The organism is Candidatus Brachybacter algidus, assembly GCF_016707225.1.
Lineage (GTDB): Bacteria > Bacteroidota > Bacteroidia > Chitinophagales > Saprospiraceae > Parvibacillus > Parvibacillus algidus.
The window spans coordinates 280,249-295,549 of sequence record NZ_JADJID010000003.1; the positions used below are offsets into that span (position 1 = coordinate 280,249).

The window sequence follows — 15,301 nt, forward strand, 5'->3', positions numbered from 1 at the left end:
CAATGAATTTTAAAATTAATTTTTCAGTCCTTCTTGTCTCAGCTCTTTTTGCAATTTCGTGCAATTCAAGCAAGAAAAATGTAGAAAATGGAGATGGAAAGGATTATAGTAACTTTAACAGGGTCGGCAGTTTAGATACTATGCAAGATGCATTAGTCCTACCTGGAAATATTAAGTCAATTGATGCTTATGTATTCACAGCCAATAAAGGGTTAAGAAATGACATGAGAGAATCTAATGAAGGAGGTATATCAAAAAAACTTATTCTCGGTGGAAAATCTAATGGTTTAATTAGATCATCAGTCAATACTACTTCCCCTTCTTCAAGTAATTATAGCTTTTACAGAAAAGATGGTGCCCTAATTTATGCTGAATCTAAGGAAGTCCAAAGCACTGAAACAATATTCTATAAATATTACTATAACGGTGACAAAATCACTGATATATTGATTGGGAAAATTGTTGGTCGTGATGATCAATCAAAAGGAACATTAGAATGGAAAAAAGCGGATCTAATTCCGGGAAAAGAAGCTGAATTAAAGGGTATTGAAACTAATATTTCAACACAATTCTTAAAAATACCTCCTTATAAAGGTAAGGTTTATAAGAATGCAGACAAGTTTACATTTACTTCTTGCTATGACGGTATCGAATATAGCCTTGAAGACAAAAACGGTTCGCTGGGTAAGACTTTTAAGGAAAGAGGTATAGAGCCCGGTAATTACCTAATGTTCAATTTGAACGGGGTTAAGAATGAAGATAAGAAATTAATAACTGTAGGTACAGGTGATATTATACCGGCCGTAAGTGGTGTTTCTGAATGTTTTTGATCTCTTTAAAATAATAAAAAAAAGGTCGGATTTGCTTAAATTCGACCTTTTTTATTTTCAGGCTTATGGATGTTAATCAACTAGTACAAATATACGAACGGTTCGAAACTGATATACAATATCAAGAGCAGAGGACTCAACTTATGAATCCTGTTAGTTATATAATGGGACTTAAAAGCAAGAGAATCAGACCCTTATTGGTCCTCGTTGGCTACAGTTGTTATGGGACAGATGTGACAAGAGTTCTCGATGCCGCCTTCGGAATTGAGATCTTCCACAATTTTACGCTAATGCATGATGATATCATGGATGAAGCTTCATTGAGAAGAGGTATGCCTGCTACTCATATTAGATACGGTATTAACGAGGCAATTATTTCAGGTGATGCTATGTCCATTATGGCATATGATTATATAATGAAAAACTGTAATGATGAGCACCTAAGAGAAGTTCTTAATATTTTCAACAAAACATCACTTGATATCTGTGTTGGCCAGCAGATGGACATGGAATTTGAAAAATGTGCATCTGTAGAGTCTGAACAATATATAGAAATGATCCGCCTTAAAACAGCTGTATTCCTGGGAATGGCATTGCAGATAGGTGCTCGTATAGGAGGTGCTTCCTCTGATGAGGCCCAATCAATGTTTGAATATGGTCAAAGCCTTGGAATAGCCTTTCAGATTCAAGATGACCTACTTGACTTAATAGGTGACCAAGATAAGGTAGGAAAAGTCAAAGGTGGTGATCTCATACGGAACAAGAAAACCTTTTTGGTTTGCAAAGCGCATGAATTAGCCGATCAAACACAAAGATCAGAACTTGATCACTTTATGTCTGATGTTGATATGAATCCAATTGACAAAGTCGAAGGAATAACATCAATTTTTGAAAAGATCGATCTTTTTAAAATCGTTCAATCTGAGATTGATAGCTACTTTGATAATGCAAATAGTATATTAAAATCACTAAATTTAAATGCTACAAGAAATGAATTGCTTCATACTATAACACAAATGATACGCGATAGAAAAAGTTAAATTAAGTTAAAATACAATATTGAATATTTAAAGAATAAATGTATTCAAAATTTTATTAATATAATTTATTCCTCAAAAGCATTGAAAACATTAGATCCTAAGAAATTTTACAAAATTTATTCCGTTAAAAATGTGTTAAAGTATTTTGTTTTAAAAAATATAATATATCTTTGAATCAGAAATTTAATCTAATACATTTACACATTTTAAAAAAAATATTCTAACCAGCCTATAAGCATAATCTTTACTTTTCAACAATTCATTATCCTTAATAAATTAAAAGTAGAAGTTATGCAATTAAAAACAATCTGCGACCAGGATCTTATTCTTCAGTATTTAGAAGGTAACGAAAGAGCTTTCGAAGAATTATTATTCCGTCATAAAAACAAGATTTTTACTACGATCTATCTTTTCGTAAAAGATGAGCATCAGGCTGAGGATATATTCCAGGAAGTTTTCATAAAAATTATTGATACTCTTAGAAAAGGTAAATACAACCATGAAGGTAAATTCGTTCAATGGGCTGTCCGTATAGCTTACAATCTTTGCGTAGATAATTTCAGAAGATCAAAAAGACGTTCTATAATCAGTACCACTGAGAATTTTGATATTTTTGATGTGCTTTCAAATTCTGAAGATAGTCACGAAGATGTCATCATAAAAAGTCAAAGCCACGAAAAAATTAAAGCATTGATAGATGCGTTACCTCCTGAACAAAGGGAAGTAATCATTCTCAGACACTATGCTGATATGAGTTTCAAGGAAATAAGTCAGGTGACAAGGGTAAGTATTAATACTGCATTGGGGAGAATGAGATATGCGCTCATCAATATCAGACGCAACTTGACTCAGAAAGAAGCCATGGCTATCTGATCTAAAATCAATTCAAAATATAAAAAGCTAATTTATTTCATAATAAATTAGCTTTTTTCGTTTTACATATGTAGATTTGTCCTTATATGTATAAGAACTCAATTTTCGTTGATGATTACAGGCATAAGGGCCTCAGAAAAAAGCTGATTGAAACACTCAAAAGCAAAGGCATCAGAAATGAAGCCATTTTAAATGCTTTTCAACATGTACCAAGGCATTTCTTTCTGGATAAAGCTTTTGAGGAAATGGCATATAAGGATCAACCTTTCCCTATTGGTTTCAGTCAGACTATATCGCAGCCATATACTGTAGCCTATCAAACACAATTATTAGATGTTAAGAAACGTGATAAGATCCTAGAAATAGGCACAGGATCTGGTTTTCAATCCTGTATACTATCTCATCTTGGAGCCAGAGTTTATACAATTGAACGTCAAGAGGGATTATATCATAAGACAAATATACTCTTGGAGAAACTTGGATTCGGGGCCGTAAAGACCTACCTGAAAGATGGATTTAAAGGACTACCCGTTTTTGCGCCTTTTGATAAAATCCTCATTACAGCGGCACCTGACGAATTACCTTACGACTTAATAGATCAATTAAAAATCGGCGGTATCATGGTGCTACCCAAAGGAAACCTGCAGGTCCAAAAGATGCTTCTATTAACCAAGACTTCTGAGACTTCATACAAAATAGAAGAAAAGGAAAGTGCTCTTTTTGTTCCGATGCTGAGTGGAATTGCTAATCATCAATCTGACAGCAATTATTAACTGAAGTTTTGGGGGTATAAAAAACTTTAAAACGAATTCTACTAATCATTTTAAGGTAGAAATTAGAAGTCAAAAGTTAGAATGAAACTTCGATGATAGAATCCCGCAAATAATATCATTTTAATAAATATATGAAACTTAATAACTAATTGATTTACAGCAATTCAGTTAATTATCTTGACAAATTATTCTCTATTTATATTATTGATAATCAATATAATAGGCAACTAAGAAACTTTAGGTAAATAACAAGTAGTTTGAATAGTTTTATAAGTTAGAAAAACTACTTACCTGTTATATTGCAAGGTATAACCACCGAAGCTTCTCCAACATCAATACATACTTGAAGGTAGGCTTCTGATTCCAGATTTCTAATTTATGGTATATAACTAATATTAATGTGCAGTTAATCATACAAATATGGTCTGCTTTCAAAGACTCCCCCTTGGCTCTAGGTTCAATTTTATTAAGTTAAGCAATTAAAATTAATAATCTATCACAGACAATATTTCTGTGCGCTGCACCTTTGCTTTTTTTCCAGGTGCAGCGCACCACAATATTTATAGAATTCGTAATAAGGCTGCTCCAAGGTGCAGTGCACCGAGATATTTTGACAAAACATATGGCCTTAACTTAATGACATTGCCTACCCCTCTCCAGAGCTAGGGTCATTTAGTTCTCTAAAACTTTAATATATAACTCATTGATAAATTATTTTTGATTTCCTGCCAAACTCTATGTGTTTAATCGACATTCGACACCCCGGCTACCGCCACCCCTCTGCCAGAGGGGAAGTTGCGACTTTATTTCATCTTTCATTGTTACTCTTCATAAACAGCTTTTTACATATAACAATAAAATAGAACTGAATGCTCGTTGTGTCACCAAAGTTTACTTTGAAAAATAAAAAAAGAGGTGTTTAAGCCTTAGCCCTCCAAAGGGGGAAATTTGTACATCGACAATCTCTATTATAATTGATCCTGAATATCAGCAAAATCTGCGTCATTTGCGTTCTATTTTTTCAAGCTATCTTTTTGATTTTGGAAGCACAGCAATACAGATCAACTAATTTCGAAATTCTAACTTCAAATTTTACCTAACCTCTCTACCCTTAGGCACCTGAGTATTTACTTCTGTCTTCCGATAGTTGGAAAGGTCCACCAACAATGCAGCATAAGCATTACCACTAATAGTTTTCCATTTGGCATCACCATAAGTAACTGTGCCAATCCCATTCTGCCATTCAGTGGCTAAAAGTGAATACCTATTATAATTTTTTGGGTTTGGACCAAACATCAAATATTTGTCATCGGAAGTTGCGTCGAAACTAATTCCAAGTCTGTCATCTTTTGGCATATATACAAGCGCACCTTTAGTGCCTCGTTTAATAACTATTTCTTCAACATTTTCACCACCTCGAATTGTTATTTTACCTCCTTCTACCCTGCTGTCACTTGAATTTAATACTCTATAAATAACAATATCCCGATCGATAAAAAATTGGACTCTTTGAAGATCATCCTTTGAAAGACCTGAATCTTTATAGAGCTTTTGAGTGAAGACGCTCTTTTGTGGGACAGGTTTGCAGCTGGAAATTCCAAAGGATAGTACTATTGAAAAAGAAAATATAGATAAAAAATAAGATGGAAACTTCATGTTTAATGGATTTAGATTTTGCTTGAATTGACTTTACTTGTTTGTCATATAAATTAACGACAATAAATGGGGCTGTATATCCTTGTTAACTATATTTAACTTGATGTTTAACTAACTTTTAACCAAACTAAACAAGCCGATTATCTTTTATCAGCAAAAAAATCCTGCATCATTTTGATGCTATCATCTTTACAAACTCCGCAAGCCAGCTTAGTGGAAGGGTGCAGCATTTCTTTTCCAAATTTCATGAAACCATATTTTTCATCATCAGCACCATATACCACTCGTTCGATCTGTGACCATCTCAAAGCACCGGCGCACATGACACAAGGCTCTATCGTAACATAAAGTGTACAATCAGTTAGATATTTTGAGCCATAACTTTGTGATGCAGATGTAATAGCAAGTATCTCTGCATGCGCAGTGACATCGTTCAACATCTCGACTTGATTGTGGGCTTTTGAAATTACTTGATTGCGCGCCACGATGACCGCACCTATAGGCACTTCGCCCTCATCAAATGCCATTTGGGCTTCGCGCATAGCAATTTTCATAAAATATGTGTCAGTATAAAGATCGTCCATTGATTCAAATTAAATACAAAGCTAAGGAAATTGTCAATGGAAATAATTTGTCAATGTATTTTAAGTTGGTTACTTAAAGGGATTTTACGTTCGCTAATCAAGCCATATCAACATTTATAGTTTTACATATATAATTTATTTTTTGTTAAATGGTGCATTACTAGATGTGAAATTTCATTAAACGATAAAATAATTATATTTGATTTAATCTATTACCATTATCTTTGCAAATGGATAGAATAAATAGTTTTAAAGAAAAATTTGTTGAAAAAGGACTAACCTTTGACGACGTGCTTCTCCTCCCTGCACATTCTGAAGTACTGCCACGTGATGTGAACACAAGTACTAAACTTACAGAAACAATTACCATCAATGTACCCATTATCTCAGCTGCCATGGATACTGTCACTGAAAAGGCGCTTGCTATCTCTATGGCAAGACAAGGTGGGATAGGTATCATTCATAAAAACATGTCCATAGAGTCGCAAGCAGCTCAAGTGCGCAGCGTCAAAAGATCTGAAAGTGGCATGATTATAGATCCAGTAACACTTCCAGAAACGGCTACAATAGCAGATGCTTTGCAATTAATGGAACAAAATAAAATTGGAGGAATTCCTATTATTGATGCCAATCAAAAATTAAAAGGCATTCTTACAAATAGAGATTTACGTTTTGAAACTTCAGGTGATCGTCCTGTGACAGAATTGATGACAAAGGAAAGACTGATCATTGCGCCTGTGGGTACAGATCTTACATCAGCAAGAAATATTCTTCAAACCCATAAGATTGAAAAGCTGCCAGTAGTAGATGAGGACGGGCGTTTGGCTGGTCTTATTACTTACAGAGACATTTTGAAGTTAAAAGATTTTCCTTCTTCAAGCAAGGATTCATTTGGAAGGTTGCTGGTAGGAGCTGCAGTGGGGGTTTCTGCTGATACCGAAGACAGGATAAACGCCTTAATATCTATGGATGTTGATGTTATCGTGATTGATACGGCGCATGGACATTCCCAAGGTGTGATAAATACAATCAAACTTATCAGAAATAAATTTCCAAATATCCAGATAATCGCTGGTAATGTGGCTACTGGAGAAGGAGCAAAGGCATTAGCTTCAGTAGGAATCAATGGTATAAAAGTTGGTATCGGACCGGGTAGTATTTGTACCACTAGAATTGTAACGGGAGTGGGCGTACCTCAGTTGACAGCTATTTATAACGTAAGTAGAGCATTGGAAGGAAGTGGAATCCCGGTCATTGGTGATGGTGGAATCAGGTATACCGGAGATATCGTAAAGGCGATTGCAGCTGGAGCCGATACTGTTATGTTGGGATCTTTGTTCGCAGGAGTAGAAGAATCCCCTGGAGAAACAATAATCCTTGATGGCAGAAAGTTTAAGACTTATAGAGGTATGGGTTCTCTCGGTGCTATGCAACTTGGCTCTAAAGACAGATATTTCCAGGATGTCGAAGATGATATTAAAAAATTAGTTCCGGAGGGCATTGAAGGAATGGTACCTTATAAAGGTTCATTATCTGAAGTCATATATCAATACATCGGAGGACTGAGAGCAGGAATGGGATATTGCGGTTCAGCAAATATTGAAGCGTTAAAGAGAGCTCAGTTCGTTCAAATTTCATCTGCAGGTGTAACAGAAAGTCATCCACACAACATTAATATAACAAAAGAATCTCCCAATTATAGCAGGAGGTAGTTTGAAATTGAAAAAGGAAAATTGAAAATTGAAAATGGGGCGAGGAATAGGCAGTGTCGCATTGGGGTTGGCTGATGGCCTATGGCTGATGGCTGATGGCTTTTAAGTGGAAGTGAGGTGATTATTCTTCGTATTAAAAGTGGTAATGGAAAATGGGGCGAAGAATGGGAGGTATTGAATTGGGGTTGGCTGATAGCTAATGGCTGATGGCTGATAGCTTTTATGTGGAAGTGAAGTGATTATTCTTCGAAAGAAATGTGGTAGTTGGAAATGGAGAATGGAGAATTGAAAATTAAAAATTGAAAATGGGGCGAAGAATAGGCAGTGTCGAATATGGGTTGGTTGATAGCTGATGGCTGATAGCTTTTATGTGGAAGTGAGGTGATTATTCTTCGAAAGAAATGTGGTAGTTGGAAATGGAGAATGGAGAATTGAAAATTGAAAATTGAAAATTGAAAATGGGGCGAATAATAGGCAGTGTCGAATTGGGGTTGGCTGATGGCCTATGGCTTTTGAAGGAAGCGAGATAACTTTTCCTTTGTATTGTAATTTAAAAACCTTCAAAATTGACATTATTATAGAATAGTTGTTTACAACTCGTTCAGAACCCTGAAGGTGGTGACATATTTATGAAGAGTAACATTAAAGGGCATCAAACTATTTGAGAGTATGGAAGGTTTTTTAAAATAGTAAATTACGAAACCTATTTTCAAACAAAACATTTGGCAACATTAAACCATAATTTGAAAAATATAACACTCCTTCTTTTCTTGTGGATGTCCTTACAGCAAGCGTTAGCTCAAGGATGGGTCAGTGATTCTATACAGGTGGATTTTGAGCCAAAAAGTATTCGAATCGATCCACTGTCAAATCGATATTTTTTGACAGAAGAGATGCAGATCCTCAAATATAAGCCTGATGGTACTTTTTGGAATCGATACGAAAACAATCGACTCGGAATAATCGGTAATCTGGACGTGTCAAACCCCTTTCAGGTGCTAGTTTTCTATCCTCAGTATCAAATCCTTGTTCTCTTAGATAATAATCTTGCTGAGACTGGGAGATTAAACTTTAACTCGATTGGTTTTGGGAGTATTAGGACTGCAGGAATAAGTGATGACAATAATATATGGGTGTTAGATGAGGGAAATAGGAAAGTGTATAAGGTAAGTACAGCAGGAGAAAAGAAAGTACAGGGAATTCCATATTTTGGTTTTAATATACTTGCAGACAAGCCTATTTTTATCCAACAAAAATCAAACTATGTTTATATCAGTCAGGAAGGGCAAAAAGTACAGGTCTTTGACATATTTGGGAAATGGGTAAAATCCATTGATCTTGAAAATTTCAAGTCAGTAGTTTATATAGGAAATAATCTTTACTACGATGATGGAACTAATATTCTTGAATATCCTATTGATATCATTAATATAGGAGCAGAGCTAAGAACAATTCCCATCAATGAGACAAAAAGTATTACCTATGATGTGGTCAAGAATAAATTTTATGGTTTAAATAAAGAGAATCAAATTATATATTTTGATCCTAAAAAATCTAAATAGACGTTAAATCAATAAATTTTACATCTTTATTTCCTTAATATCAGTTAGTTTTTACAATTTTGCACCCATTTTAACTCAGAATACTATGATCAATATTACATTGCCTGATGGTTCAATCAAACAATTTCATAAAGGAACTACCTCTATGGAGATTGCCCAGTCCATCAGTATGGGACTCGCACAAAATGTCCTGGCTGCTAAGGTCAACGGTGAAGTATGGGATGCTTCCAGACCGATTAATGACGATTCATCAGTGCAATTACTGACCTGGAATGATAAAGAAGGCAAATCAACTTTTTGGCATTCATCTGCTCACTTAATGGCAGAAGCGCTGGAAGCATTATATCCAGGAGTGAAACTTGGAATAGGTCCTGCCATAGAAACAGGGTTTTATTATGATATCGATACCGGAGAAAAATCCATAGGTCTGGCTGAATTAGAAACTATTGAGAAGAAAATGGCTGAACTTGCATCACAGAAAAATGTGTATTCAAGAAAGGATGTTTCTAAAGCTGATGCACTCAATTATTTTACCGAAAAAGGAGATCAATACAAACTTGAATTGATACAGGACCTTCAGGATGGACAAATTACTTTTTATACTCAAGGTGGTTTTACAGATCTATGCAGAGGGCCCCACATTACAGATACCGGTAAAATCAAAGCAATTAAACTGACCAATGTAGCTGGTGCCTATTGGAGAGGAGACGAAAAAAATACCATGATGACTAGAATCTATGGTGTCAGTTTTCCGAAACAAAAAGAACTTCAGGAATATATTACCATGATCGAAGAAGCTAAAAAGCGCGATCATAGAAAGCTTGGAGCCGAACTTGAATTATTTATGTTTTCGGATTTGGTGGGAGCAGGATTGCCAATCTGGCTGCCCAAAGGTGCTGCATTAAGAAGCAGACTTGAAGATTTTTTAAAAAGCGAGCAAATAAAAAGAGGCTACCAGCAAGTAATAACTCCACATATTGGAAAGAAAGAGCTTTATATTACTTCCGGTCACTGGGCTAAATATGGTGCAGATTCCTTCCAGCCAATTCTGACTCCAAAGGAAGATGAAGTATTCATGCTTAAGCCAATGAATTGCCCGCACCACTGCGAAATATATGGCCACAAACCAAGGTCGTACAAAGAACTTCCAATTCGTTTTGCAGAATTCGGAACAGTATACCGTTATGAGCAAAGTGGAGAATTGCATGGACTGACAAGAGTACGTGGTTTTACTCAGGATGATGCACATATCTTCTGCACTCCGGAGCAGCTTAAATCAGAGTTTCTAAATGTACTGGACCTGACGATGTTTGTTATCAAAAAACTTGGATTTGATAATTTTACTGCACAAATCTCACTTAGGGATCCTGAGAATAAGGATAAATACATCGGTAGTGATGAGGTATGGGAAAAAGCTGAAAATGCCATCATTGATGCAGTTGCAGAAGCTGGTCTGGAAACAACTACTGAACTTGGAGAAGCAGCTTTCTATGGTCCGAAACTAGATTTCATGATCAAAGATGCTTTAGGCAGAAGATGGCAGTTGGGTACAATACAAGTCGATTATAATTTGCCGGAAAGATTTAATCTCGAGTATATAGGAGCTGATAATGCTGCGCATAGACCAGTCATGATCCATAGAGCACCATTTGGTTCGATGGAAAGATTCATCGGTGTATTGACAGAACATACTGCCGGCAAGTTTCCTTTGTGGTTAGCACCTGAGCAATTTGCAATACTTCCGATCAGTGAGCGTTTTGTAGATTATTGTAAAGAGCTTCAGATTAAGTTGTCGTCTCATGATATCAGAGGGGTGATTGATGACAGAAATGAGACCATAGGAAGAAAAATCAGAGATACTGAAATGAAGAAAATACCTTACATGCTGATCGTGGGTGAAAAAGAAGCCGAAGAAGGTATGGTGGCAGTAAGAAAACAAGGCGAGGGAGACCAGGGAGCAATGTCATTGGAAGATTTTATTGCATATTTTAAAAATGAACTTGGTGAGTAAATCTGGTATATATTTATTTTAATTATATACATCTTTTAAACTTTAACAGTATTTCTAAAAAGTTTTAGAGATATTTAAGAAATTATTATTGGGATAACGTTATATTTGAGTTGAAAATTTATTAAGAGATAAATGAATAGAATTTTTACTTGGGCTTTTTTACTGATATTCGGATTTGGAGTGGCTACTGCTGCTGCGTCTTCTGTTGATGTCATGCCTGTAAAATCTAATTCTTCTACTTTAAGAGTTTCAATACCATTTCAAGATGACATAGATATACGGGTCTCTCCTAACCCGGCGAATGATTATTTCGCAGTTACGTCGAACATTAATTACAGTAAGATTCAGTTATTTAATATTATTGGAAAACCTTTAAAGACTTATCGTGTATCTGCGGATAATAATTATCAGTTAACAGATGTCCCAGGCGGTATTTACATCTTAAGATTCATGGATTCTAACAATCAGGTCATTAAGACAATCAAATTGTACAAAAAGAACTAATCCATTCTGCTTATTTTATGTGAATCAAGTTTAGGTAGTAATAAGAACTTCGGTTGTGAAATCCTAAATTAGAAGTTAGAAATCAGAATAATACTTCGATGGTTACATTCAGTAAATACATTCAATTATATGAATAGTACTTGCTACTCTTTAATGCTTTTTGATTTCAAAACCTCAGTTATCTCGAAGCAAGCAAACGGCTTTCCACACCATATTCTCATTACCTCCATTACTTTTTTATTGCTGAAGCCAAATGCCTTTTCTTTAGTATCTTATTTAACCAGTTGGGTACAATAATTACTCCGGCGAACAAATAGAAATAATAGGAGATCAAACGCCATAAAAGAGCGATGATCAAAGCAACACCAATTGGTATATAATCATGCAGAAAGTCCCCGAATACACCTTCTATTATACCGGAGCCACCTGGTGATGGACTGAACATGATAACCATAAACATAGTTTCAATGCGCGCATACAATTCCATTATGATATACCAACCCTTATCCAGCCCTCCAATAATACCTAAGATAAGTACTTCAAGTATCAAAAACCTCAATACCCAGGCTGAGATCGTCATCATGATAGCTGAAAAATGGTATTTAAATGGCTTGCCCTTTATTTCCTGAGATGCCAGAACTATATCATCCCCTAATACTAATGCCTTTTGATGCCATCTATTGAGGAATGGAATTGAAGTAAGTGCGGAAAGAAGTCTTCTAATCTTAGTGGGACTGATGAAAAGGCCATAGAGAAAAAGTGTGCTGTATCCAACCTTTATGATATAAGCAATGAGAAGGGCGCTGCCAACAACTGTCTGGAAATTAAGAGCTGTCATGCCGGGTCTTATCATTTCAGGTCCGAATATCAAAAACAAGATTGGCAATGTGATCACAAAAAAATAAGAATCGAGTATAGCTGTATAGATAACAATTACCGTTGTTTTGCCGGCAGAAAGGTTTTCTTGAGCAAGAGCGAACAGTGCCACAGCACTGCCTCCCACGGCTGTCGGAGCAATGGCGCTGCTAAATTCCCAGATAAAAATAAGTTGAATACACTTTAGAAAACTGAATTGTTTTTCTGAAAGGATATAAAGTCTCGTAGCATAGGACAAATGTTTGAGTCCCATAATGAAAAATGCAAGACCAATTGAGATAAATGCACCTGTGGTCCAGTTAATTTTATTAAATTCATTGATATCGAATTGCTTCCAAAATAGATAACCTACTACGCCAACGCCAATCAGAATGGGCCAGATCGCTCTTGAAATCTTAATAGATTGAATTGCCTTTTTATCTGATGTATTTAAATCTTCGGTAGTCGATTCTTTCAATGATATTTTATTTTTAGAATGACAATATATTCAGTTATTTTCACAATCAGCTTATTTTATATCTTTTTAGAAAGCAACTGTATGAATAAAGGTTTAGAAAATTATACTAAAATAATTATTTCAATATTCATAATACTCATTTCCACTAACTTACAATCTCAGAGAAGAGTCAAGTTACCTACTTCTCTCAATGAGAATTCCGGATTAGTTTTTATCTCAAAGGATACATGTTTTTGGATCAATGACAGTAATAATCCGGCTGAAATCATCCAGTCGGATTATAAAGGGAACAATCTGCTACACCATAAATTAAATATAAAAAATAATGATTGGGAAGATCTGACTCTCGACGAAGCGGGTAATTTATATATCGCTGATATTGGGAATAATGCATTGGATAATAAATATCTTACTATTTATAAATTAAACAAAGGTCTTAGTTTACAAGATTCATTCGTTTTTACATACATGAATCCGCCAGGGGAAATAGACAATAGCTTTGATTCAGAATCTATCGTTTGGATGAATGGCAAACTCCATATTTTCACAAAAGGAATTACAAAAAGAAAGTATTTTAAAAGTCATCACTACATATTAAATCCGAGCAAGCTCAACAGTACTGCCCAATATATAGAGTCGATTGACTTAAAAGGATTCGTATTTACAGGAGCAGCCCTTAGTCCCGATATGAAAACACTTGCGATATGTGCTTACAGGTATAAATATGTGTTTGGTTTTCTGCCGGATGCCGATTCCAAAATTTTCTTTTATGATGTATCAAATAATGGAGATACTATTTTTTCAAAATCAAAAGGCAGCATGATTGTTCCAACATGGTTTATCACAAGGCAATATGAATCAATTGATTATCAGGATGATACACATGTGCTATTGGCGGCAGAAAAAACTTTGTTTCTGAGGCCTTTACTCAGGCGAGTTAAGGTCAGAAAACATTCTAAGTAAGATCTATGGTGTCGCAACACTCAACTTGAGCTTAAGTGATCCATCTTTCATACTTGAGACTTCTAAAAATGTAAGTAGATCATCAGTCTCAACATAAAATTTCTTTATTCTAAATTTCTGCTTTTCTTTTATAATACCATTCAGATGTAAATAACCTACTTGAGTTAATTGCAACTGAATATTCTTTAGAAATCCAAATGCATCATCATCTCTCCCATTCCATTCGAATACCTGACTATCACAAAAATCATAAGCAGCGAAGGATACTGACTTCGAAACCACATATGCTTCCTTTTTGATATCACAACCGCAATTGCAGCTCTTTCTTGAATGGACTGCCGGAATTCCATTGATATCAAACAATTTCATAAGCATTGCCTTAATGATTATAGCAGTATCTTTTGATGGCGAAATATTTACAGAATCAATTTCACTCTGCGCCATCAGGTTATGGCTGGCCAGGCAACAAATGATAATCAAGAAGATAGACGTAAATTTTTTCAAAATTTGAACTATACTTTTAATAATATTAATTCAAAGCTAAAGAATGTCGTCAATATTTTTTTAATTTCGCACAAAACAAGTTCAAATGAGTGAAAGTATTCTAAGTATAAAAAATGTAACAAAAGTCTACGGTGATTACACGGCTTTGAATGATGTAAGTTTTGAAGTACCAAAAGGATCTGTCTTTGGTTTATTAGGACCAAATGGGGCTGGAAAGACTTCCCTTATAAGGATCATTACCAATATCACACAGGCGGATAAAGGAAGTATTATGCTCAACGGAGTTAATACAAAGGACCTGCAAAGAGGTACTATTGGTTATATGCCAGAGGAGCGTGGTCTTTATAAAAAAATGAAAATTTCGGAGCAACTTGAATATTTTGCAGCCTTGAGGGGTCTGACTAAGAAGGAAGGAAAGGAAAGGATCGGCTATTGGCTGGATAAAATGAACATCAGCGATTGGGCTTACAAAAAAGTAGAAGAGCTTTCAAAAGGGATGCAACAGAAGATCCAATTTATTGCAACAGTCATGCACAATCCAAGCTTCCTTATCCTCGATGAGCCATTCTCTGGTCTCGATCCTGTAAATACTGAATTATTAAAAGAAGAGATATTAAATCTGAATAGACAGGGAACAACTCTTATGTTCTCTACGCACAGAATGGAACAAGTAGAGGAGATCTGTGACAGAATAGTGCTGATAAGTAAGGGTGAAAACGTGCTGGAAAATGAAGTTTCTACAATGAAACAATTATGGAAAGATGACCTGTTCCATGTCATATTTGAAAGAATGATTGATCCTATCTCGGACTTGATAGAGGGTATTGAAATAACTAACCAAAAGGAAAATGAAATTTGGCTGAAGACACCAAGTCTTAAGTATTCTTAATCAATTCATAACCCAACAAGTCAGCAAAAACAACATGTTGATGGGTATGCAGGAAATATTGCCTTCC

General features: G+C 35.3%; 14 protein-coding genes. 10 read left to right on the plus strand and 4 right to left on the minus strand.

Annotated elements, in window-relative coordinates:
• Nucleotides 1-2 precede the first annotated feature (2 nt).
• From IPI15_RS11075 to IPI15_RS11090, 4 genes are all read left to right on the plus strand, one after another.
• Nucleotides 3-830 (plus strand): hypothetical protein, encoded by an 828-nt coding sequence (locus tag IPI15_RS11075; RefSeq protein ID WP_287404142.1) that lies wholly within the window; start codon nucleotides 3-5, stop codon nucleotides 828-830.
• Nucleotides 831-895: 65 nt separating this feature from the next.
• Nucleotides 896-1,870, plus strand: coding sequence for a polyprenyl synthetase family protein (locus IPI15_RS11080; RefSeq protein ID WP_287420344.1), 975 nt, complete (start codon nucleotides 896-898; stop codon nucleotides 1,868-1,870).
• A gap of 291 nt (nucleotides 1,871-2,161) precedes the next feature.
• Nucleotides 2,162-2,743 carry a sigma-70 family RNA polymerase sigma factor gene (locus tag IPI15_RS11085; protein WP_287404138.1) on the plus strand — a complete coding sequence of 194 codons (582 nt, stop codon included), beginning with the start codon at nucleotides 2,162-2,164 and terminating at the stop codon, nucleotides 2,741-2,743.
• Between the two features lie 86 nt (nucleotides 2,744-2,829).
• On the plus strand, nucleotides 2,830-3,516 hold the full coding sequence (locus IPI15_RS11090) for a protein-L-isoaspartate(D-aspartate) O-methyltransferase (RefSeq protein ID WP_287420346.1): 687 nt from the start codon (nucleotides 2,830-2,832) through the stop codon (nucleotides 3,514-3,516).
• A gap of 1,092 nt (nucleotides 3,517-4,608) precedes the next feature.
• Here IPI15_RS11090 and IPI15_RS11095 read toward each other — a convergent pair.
• Together IPI15_RS11095 and IPI15_RS11100 are read right to left on the minus strand one after the other, a co-directional pair.
• Nucleotides 4,609-5,172, minus strand: coding sequence for a hypothetical protein (locus tag IPI15_RS11095; protein ID WP_287420347.1), 564 nt, complete (start codon nucleotides 5,170-5,172; stop codon nucleotides 4,609-4,611).
• Nucleotides 5,173-5,312: 140 nt separating this feature from the next.
• The gene (locus IPI15_RS11100; protein WP_287404132.1) at nucleotides 5,313-5,756 is read right to left on the minus strand and encodes a nucleoside deaminase; all 444 of its coding nucleotides are present in this window, start codon (nucleotides 5,754-5,756) and stop codon (nucleotides 5,313-5,315) included.
• Between the two features lie 230 nt (nucleotides 5,757-5,986).
• Here IPI15_RS11100 and guaB point away from each other — a divergent pair, with 230 nt between their 5' ends.
• The 4 genes from guaB to IPI15_RS11120 all read left to right on the plus strand — a co-directional run bounded on the left by guaB (nucleotide 5,987) and on the right by IPI15_RS11120 (nucleotide 11,545).
• Entirely contained in the window at nucleotides 5,987-7,468 is a 1,482-nt protein-coding gene (guaB, locus tag IPI15_RS11105) for an IMP dehydrogenase (protein ID WP_287404130.1), read from the plus strand.
• Nucleotides 7,469-8,211: 743 nt separating this feature from the next.
• Nucleotides 8,212-9,030 carry a YncE family protein gene (locus IPI15_RS11110; protein ID WP_287420349.1) on the plus strand — a complete coding sequence of 273 codons (819 nt, stop codon included), beginning with the start codon at nucleotides 8,212-8,214 and terminating at the stop codon, nucleotides 9,028-9,030.
• Between the two features lie 85 nt (nucleotides 9,031-9,115).
• Nucleotides 9,116-11,041 carry a threonine--tRNA ligase gene (gene thrS, locus IPI15_RS11115; RefSeq protein ID WP_287420351.1) on the plus strand — a complete coding sequence of 642 codons (1,926 nt, stop codon included), beginning with the start codon at nucleotides 9,116-9,118 and terminating at the stop codon, nucleotides 11,039-11,041.
• A gap of 132 nt (nucleotides 11,042-11,173) precedes the next feature.
• Nucleotides 11,174-11,545, plus strand: a complete 372-nt coding sequence (locus IPI15_RS11120; protein WP_287420353.1) for a T9SS type A sorting domain-containing protein — start codon at nucleotides 11,174-11,176, stop codon at nucleotides 11,543-11,545.
• A gap of 229 nt (nucleotides 11,546-11,774) precedes the next feature.
• Here the strand turns inward: IPI15_RS11120 and IPI15_RS11125 are convergent, their stop codons facing one another.
• Entirely contained in the window at nucleotides 11,775-12,878 is a 1,104-nt protein-coding gene (locus IPI15_RS11125) for a lysylphosphatidylglycerol synthase transmembrane domain-containing protein (protein ID WP_287420355.1), read from the minus strand.
• Nucleotides 12,879-12,959: 81 nt separating this feature from the next.
• On the opposite strand from IPI15_RS11125, the gene IPI15_RS11130 reads away from it, so the two are divergent.
• Nucleotides 12,960-13,841 (plus strand): hypothetical protein, encoded by an 882-nt coding sequence (locus IPI15_RS11130; protein WP_287404118.1) that lies wholly within the window; start codon nucleotides 12,960-12,962, stop codon nucleotides 13,839-13,841.
• Between the two features lie 3 nt (nucleotides 13,842-13,844).
• Here the strand turns inward: IPI15_RS11130 and IPI15_RS11135 are convergent, their stop codons facing one another.
• Nucleotides 13,845-14,345 carry a hypothetical protein gene (locus tag IPI15_RS11135; RefSeq protein ID WP_287404116.1) on the minus strand — a complete coding sequence of 167 codons (501 nt, stop codon included), beginning with the start codon at nucleotides 14,343-14,345 and terminating at the stop codon, nucleotides 13,845-13,847.
• Nucleotides 14,346-14,430: 85 nt separating this feature from the next.
• Between IPI15_RS11135 and IPI15_RS11140 the strand changes: the two genes are divergently transcribed.
• The gene (locus IPI15_RS11140) at nucleotides 14,431-15,234 is read left to right on the plus strand and encodes an ABC transporter ATP-binding protein (protein WP_287420357.1); all 804 of its coding nucleotides are present in this window, start codon (nucleotides 14,431-14,433) and stop codon (nucleotides 15,232-15,234) included.
• Nucleotides 15,235-15,301 lie beyond the last annotated feature (67 nt).

Coding starts and splice junctions, on each gene's coding strand:
- IPI15_RS11075 (WP_287404142.1), top strand. CDS start 3: ATGAATTTTAAAATTAATTTTTCAGTCCTTCTTGTCTCAGCTCTTTTT.
- IPI15_RS11080 (WP_287420344.1), top strand. CDS start 896: ATGGATGTTAATCAACTAGTACAAATATACGAACGGTTCGAAACTGAT.
- IPI15_RS11085 (WP_287404138.1), top strand. CDS start 2,162: ATGCAATTAAAAACAATCTGCGACCAGGATCTTATTCTTCAGTATTTA.
- IPI15_RS11090 (WP_287420346.1), top strand. CDS start 2,830: ATGTATAAGAACTCAATTTTCGTTGATGATTACAGGCATAAGGGCCTC.
- IPI15_RS11095 (WP_287420347.1), bottom strand. CDS start 5,172: ATGAAGTTTCCATCTTATTTTTTATCTATATTTTCTTTTTCAATAGTA.
- IPI15_RS11100 (WP_287404132.1), bottom strand. CDS start 5,756: ATGGACGATCTTTATACTGACACATATTTTATGAAAATTGCTATGCGC.
- guaB (WP_287404130.1), top strand. CDS start 5,987: ATGGATAGAATAAATAGTTTTAAAGAAAAATTTGTTGAAAAAGGACTA.
- thrS (WP_287420351.1), top strand. CDS start 9,116: ATGATCAATATTACATTGCCTGATGGTTCAATCAAACAATTTCATAAA.
- IPI15_RS11120 (WP_287420353.1), top strand. CDS start 11,174: ATGAATAGAATTTTTACTTGGGCTTTTTTACTGATATTCGGATTTGGA.
- IPI15_RS11130 (WP_287404118.1), top strand. CDS start 12,960: ATGAATAAAGGTTTAGAAAATTATACTAAAATAATTATTTCAATATTC.
- IPI15_RS11140 (WP_287420357.1), top strand. CDS start 14,431: ATGAGTGAAAGTATTCTAAGTATAAAAAATGTAACAAAAGTCTACGGT.